The sequence below is a fragment of the Methylobacterium sp. WL6 genome (assembly GCF_008040095.1).
In the GTDB taxonomy this organism is placed as follows: Bacteria; Pseudomonadota; Alphaproteobacteria; order Rhizobiales; family Beijerinckiaceae; genus Methylobacterium.
Genome location: NZ_VRVH01000341.1, coordinates 1 through 4,572, shown reverse-complemented (window position 1 = coordinate 4,572; position 4,572 = coordinate 1). Strand labels below are relative to the sequence as shown.

Sequence of the window (4,572 nt, the reverse complement as noted above, 5' to 3'; positions counted from 1 at the left end):
CCCATGCCCGACGTCGCGCTGGCCGCCTCGCGCTCGGCGGTGGCCAGCTCTTCGACGGCCACCGTCGCGCGCTCGATGCCGGCAGCGCCCGCGCCGGCCTTCGTTCCGGCGGTTTCGGTCGAGGTGGCGAGCGCATCGGTCGCGCGCTTCGCGTCCTCGGCCGCCTTCGTCAGGGACGAGGCGTCACCCGTGATCTTGACGGCGAGCTGCAGCGTCATGCCGAGACCTCGTTGAGGATCGGCAGGGCTTCGGCCTCCATCACCATGATGTCGGCGAAGACGGCGTTGTGGTCGGCATCGTGCGGCAGGAGGCGGCGCATCACGACCTCGACGCCGGGATAGTCGAGGCCGAGATGGAACAGCACGAGCTTGATCGCGACGAGACGCCATTGCGTCCTGCAAGCCCTGAAGATCGTGAACGCGTGCCAGTGATCATCCCAGACCTCGATCGCCGTGTCGGCCGGGGCATCGCCTCCGGGCATCTCGTCGGCGGCGACGCCGAGCTTCGCGAATTGCGCCCTGGTCTCGGCATCGAGCCCGAGCGCCCTCTCGGGGTCCGCTCGGCCGGTCCAGACGTAGGCGAGCGCGCGGGCCGCCGCCTTCAGTTTCCCAGGCGGGCCGCCTGGCCGGTGACGGCTTCGCGGTAGGCTTCGAGGACGCCGTCCCTGAACCACGCGAAATTGAGCTGGGCCTCGAAGGCCTCCGTGCTGAAGGCGACGGCTTCGCCGTCCTGGCCGACCACGTCGCGCCAGCCCTTGGCGATCTCATTGAGGAAGTCGAAACTCCGCTTGGCGCGCTCGGCCTCCGGCAGCGTGTTGCGCGCGGCATCGATCGCCGCCGCCCGGTCGAGCGGCATCGCCTCGAACTGCATCTCGAAGGTGTGGTCCTGCTGTTCCCCGGCCTTCTCCGAGTGCGGGATCTTCACGGTGACGGGCCACCAGAACAGTCGCTTCGAGGTGACGGTGAACATGGGTCGGCGCTCCGGCTGGGAGGGGCTTCAAGCGGCGTTCAAGGCGGCGATCGCCGCCTCGATCAGCGGATGCGGATGACGATCTCGTCGTCGCCGGTGACCGGGCAGAGGGTCAGCGGCAGCGAGGTGTTCGTGATGCCGTCGGTGTTGCCGTAGGTCGGCGTGCCGATCTGGACGGCCTGGCCTACGACCTCGACGATGTTGCCGGCCGCGATGCCGTGGGTGACGGATAGGGCGCCAACGATGGAGGTCCGGGCGATCGTGAACCAATCCTTCACCGCTAGCGCGACGGCCTCGATGACGGTGGTCCCGGAGACCTTTCGGTCCGTGATCTCGATGCTCTCGGAGTTGACCAGCATCCGCGCGACGACGGTGTTGCCGAGGTCGAGGTTGAGGCTCTCCATGACGGCGGCCAAGCCATGCAGACTGAAGACTGTGTCCGTCTTCGAGCACACCAGCGGCTTCTGGTACTTCGACAGGTCGACCGTGGGCAGGGCCGTGTCGGCGATCGGGCCGAGCAAGCCCGTCATGGTGAAGCGGAACTTCGGGATCTGCTTCGGCACGATCGACATGGTCAGGGTGCCGCGCGCGCCCAGCAGCACGTGGTTCACCCCGTCCATGTTGAAGTAGAGCGAGGCCGCCTCCTGGGCGGCGCTGACCGGGTGATACTCGACCTTGACGCCGGCGGTGACGACCTCGGCGAGGCCGCAGGCGCGGAGCAGCGCGGCATAGGCTGGAGCGGTGCCCGCGGCGCCGGCGCCCGCCATCTCGATCGAGAATTCCGCCTTGGCGTAGGTCGCCGCCAGCACGAACCCCTGGTCGCCGAAGTAGGGCAGCATCAGGTCGCGCGAGACCTTGTCGCCTTCGAGCGGCGTGACGCTCACGTCGGAGAGCTGGATCGCGTTGGCCGCGCCGGTCGGCGCGGCGTCCACGCCGTAGGCCGCCTCGGTCTTGGCGAGGGCGCCGAGCTTTTTGAAATACCGTCTGGCCACGGTCTACTCCTGGTGCGTCGTGTCGGGGAGGCCGCGACCGGCGTCGTCGACCGGCTCGATCGGCGGCGCCGCCGGCGCGGTCGGCACCTCGGGGGCGGGGCCGGTGTCGACGACGCGGGGCGTCAGATCCTGGACCGTGCGCTCGACGAGCGTCTCGGCTCCGGAATTGTCGGCGGCGTAGCTGCCGCCCTCACGAACACCCATGATCAGCCCTCCAGGTAGACGGCGGTGGCGAAGGTCAGCTCCCACCACACGAGCCCGCCGCTGGCGCGCACGAGGCGGCCGCCGACGTTGGTGATGACGTCGTCGGCCGACGCCGGCTGCCAACCGATCAGCGCGGCGCGGACGGCGGCCTTGAGCGGCTCGATGTCCTGGGCGGCGGCGGCGCCGTTCGCGTCCGAGACGTTGCCGGTGATGACGACGACAGAGACGTCCATCTCCATGCGCTGGAGCACGGCGTTGACGCGCTCGTTCTCGGAGGCCGCTTCCTCGGAGATGAAGACGTAGGCGGCCGGCAGCGATATCGGTTGGGCGCTGCCGAGCGAGGCCAGCTCGGCCGAGCCCTCGACCAGGCCGAACGACCCGGCGGTCTGATCGAGCAAGCGCTCGATGATCTCGGGGACGATCATGGCGTGACCTCGGCCGCGCCCGCTTCGCCCAGCTCGTCGGCGAGGATCGCCAGGATCTCGGCCTTGTCCGCGTCGCTGATGCCGAGGTACGGCCGCGCCGGGATGCGGATGGTGTGCGCCGGGACCGTGAACGCCTTCGTCTCCTTCGACTTGGCGCGGGTGCTGGCCTTGGCGAAGCGGAGCCTGGAGCCGACGCGCTTCCCATCCTTCGTCACGCCGGCGCCCTGGCGCACGGTGACGAAGGTGGCGCTGCCCTGGCGCTCCGGCATGACGATGTCGCCGCCGAACTGGTGGATCGCCGCGTAGACGACGTTGGTGCCGACCTCGACGCTGTCGTCGCCGGCGGCGAAGGTCAGGCTGCTGTAGAGCCGACCGCGATCGCGGAGCAGCTCGGGCGGCTTCCGCCGATCCGGCATCCGCTTCAGGGTCGAGGGCGCAAACGGCGCCCAGGCCCCGCCGTCCGGGCCGGCTTTCCGCTCGAAGCGTTGCTGGGTCGACGTGAGCAGCGCGCCGCCGATCGCGTCCATCGCCGGGCGGAGATCCCGGCCGGTATCGACCAGGCGCTTCAGGCCGGCCGCGATCTCCGCATCCGAGACCACGATCTTGATGCTGGCGCCCGACATCTAAAAGCCCCGCAACGTGTCGCGGGTGAAGGTCGGCCTGGACGCCTGGACACGGCCGGCCGCGCCGGGCGCAACTGGGGGCGCGACGCCGCTGTCTTCCAGCTGAACGCGGCCGGCGGCGACGTCCTTCAGCCAAGCGACCGCCTCGCCGAAGGCGCGGGTGACCGGGCTGTCTTTGTCGGCGGCCTTGCCGTGGAGGTAGTACCGGGCGATGTCGGCCGACATCTTCACCAGGTTGGCCGGCACGCCGGCAAGCGGCAGCGCGTAGACCTTGCCCAGATACCCGTCGATCAGCGCGGACGCGTCACCGAGAGCACGGTCGACGGGAACGTCGTCGACCGTGCTCTGCGGCTTGTGCGTGCGATCGGTGAGCTGGACGAGTTCCAGCTCGCCGAAGCGCTCGATCAGGTCGGATTTCTGGGCGTAGGTCATCGCGGGGTCTGAGCGAGGGGAACCATGGGCGGCCAGCACCAGGTGCCCGGTGCGGTGCCTTCCTCATGGGGGTACATGGAGGCGTAGGGTTCGGCGCCGACCGGGAAGAGCGTCAGCGTCACGCGCTGAGGCGCCCCAGCGTAGGCGAGCGGGACCACCGACGTGATCATCGCTGCGAGCGGCTGGGCCTCGACGCCCGGCGCCATCTGGACGTTGAGGTGAACGATCCGCCCGACGCTTGGCCGGGGGCCGGTCACCGCAGCGCCTGGACGACCAGCATGGGATCGCGGGCCATCGCCTCGATCTCATTCACCTCGAAATCCTGGCTCCGGCGGAGCGTCGGCGCGGTCGGGTGCGCAACACCCGCGCGGCGGAAGCCGGCCTGCCGCGAGATCACGACCAGGTCGAAGCCGGCGGCTCGGAACTCGTCCATCTCGTCGTCGGTGGTCGGCATGTGCCGGGCGAGCTTGGCGCCGGTGATGGCGATGCCGGCGACGTCGGCCGCGAGCGCGGCGCGCCGCGAGATCAGCGTCTCCACGGTCGGCAGCGAGCGCCGCTCGGTCCGGGCGCCGAACGCACCCTCGCGCGACATCACCTGCGGCTCGACGGCGCCGGCGCCGGGCTCGACCTCGATCCCGGCGGGTGCGGCGCCCAGCTCGCGCCGCAACTGCGCCACGGCCTCGGCGTTGCGCGGGTCGGCGAACGCTTCCCGCATGTCGCGGAGCACGGGATCGTCATCACCGAAGACGGGCAGGCCGCCCATCAGACTGCGATGCACGGCGCGGCCGTCCGCCTCAATCGCCGAGCCGAGCCGAGCAGCCTCCGGGAAGCGCTCGCCGACGGGACCGGAGCCGACGCCCGGCGCGTCTACGGCGCTACCCCGGACGGCCTCGGCCGCGCCCGCCGCATCCTGCGGGCGGCCGAGGC

Annotated in this window: 9 protein-coding genes; all 9 read right to left on the bottom strand. The window is 70.6% G+C overall.

The window, feature by feature from the left end:
• Nucleotides 1-218: hypothetical protein (locus FV230_RS25065; RefSeq protein ID WP_210248656.1), on the bottom strand; the 218-nt coding region annotated here is incomplete at its 3' end.
• Complete coding sequence (locus FV230_RS25060; RefSeq protein WP_147844326.1) at nt 215-481, bottom strand: DUF1799 domain-containing protein; 267 nt, start codon at nt 479-481, stop codon at nt 215-217. The genes FV230_RS25065 and FV230_RS25060, both read right to left, overlap by 4 nt.
• A 119-nt stretch (nt 482-600) precedes the next feature.
• Nucleotides 601-969 carry a hypothetical protein gene (locus FV230_RS25055; RefSeq protein WP_147844325.1) on the bottom strand — a complete coding sequence of 123 codons (369 nt, stop codon included), beginning with the start codon at nt 967-969 and terminating at the stop codon, nt 601-603.
• Nucleotides 970-1,031: 62 nt separating this feature from the next.
• Nucleotides 1,032-1,961 carry a phage tail tube protein gene (locus FV230_RS25050; protein WP_147844324.1) on the bottom strand — a complete coding sequence of 310 codons (930 nt, stop codon included), beginning with the start codon at nt 1,959-1,961 and terminating at the stop codon, nt 1,032-1,034.
• 3 nt (nt 1,962-1,964) lie between these two features.
• Entirely contained in the window at nt 1,965-2,165 is a 201-nt protein-coding gene (locus FV230_RS25045) for a hypothetical protein (protein ID WP_147844323.1), read from the bottom strand.
• A 2-nt stretch (nt 2,166-2,167) separates the two neighbouring features.
• A complete protein-coding gene (locus FV230_RS25040; RefSeq protein WP_147844322.1) occupies nt 2,168-2,590 on the bottom strand; it encodes a hypothetical protein in 423 nt (140 codons plus the stop codon).
• On the bottom strand, nt 2,587-3,213 hold the full coding sequence (locus FV230_RS25035) for a phage virion morphogenesis protein (RefSeq protein WP_147844321.1): 627 nt from the start codon (nt 3,211-3,213) through the stop codon (nt 2,587-2,589). The genes FV230_RS25040 and FV230_RS25035 overlap by 4 nt, the downstream gene beginning before the upstream one ends.
• The gene (locus FV230_RS25030; protein WP_147844320.1) at nt 3,214-3,645 is read right to left on the bottom strand and encodes a DUF1320 domain-containing protein; all 432 of its coding nucleotides are present in this window, start codon (nt 3,643-3,645) and stop codon (nt 3,214-3,216) included. It abuts the gene before it with no gap.
• Between the two features lie 253 nt (nt 3,646-3,898).
• Nucleotides 3,899-4,572: HI1506-related protein (locus FV230_RS29990; RefSeq protein WP_187275612.1), on the bottom strand; the 674-nt coding region annotated here is incomplete at its 5' end.

Coding starts and splice junctions, on each gene's coding strand:
- FV230_RS25060 (WP_147844326.1), bottom strand. CDS start 481: ATGCCCGGAGGCGATGCCCCGGCCGACACGGCGATCGAGGTCTGGGAT.
- FV230_RS25055 (WP_147844325.1), bottom strand. CDS start 969: ATGTTCACCGTCACCTCGAAGCGACTGTTCTGGTGGCCCGTCACCGTG.
- FV230_RS25045 (WP_147844323.1), bottom strand. CDS start 2,165: ATGGGTGTTCGTGAGGGCGGCAGCTACGCCGCCGACAATTCCGGAGCC.
- FV230_RS25040 (WP_147844322.1), bottom strand. CDS start 2,590: ATGATCGTCCCCGAGATCATCGAGCGCTTGCTCGATCAGACCGCCGGG.
- FV230_RS25035 (WP_147844321.1), bottom strand. CDS start 3,213: ATGTCGGGCGCCAGCATCAAGATCGTGGTCTCGGATGCGGAGATCGCG.
- FV230_RS25030 (WP_147844320.1), bottom strand. CDS start 3,645: ATGACCTACGCCCAGAAATCCGACCTGATCGAGCGCTTCGGCGAGCTG.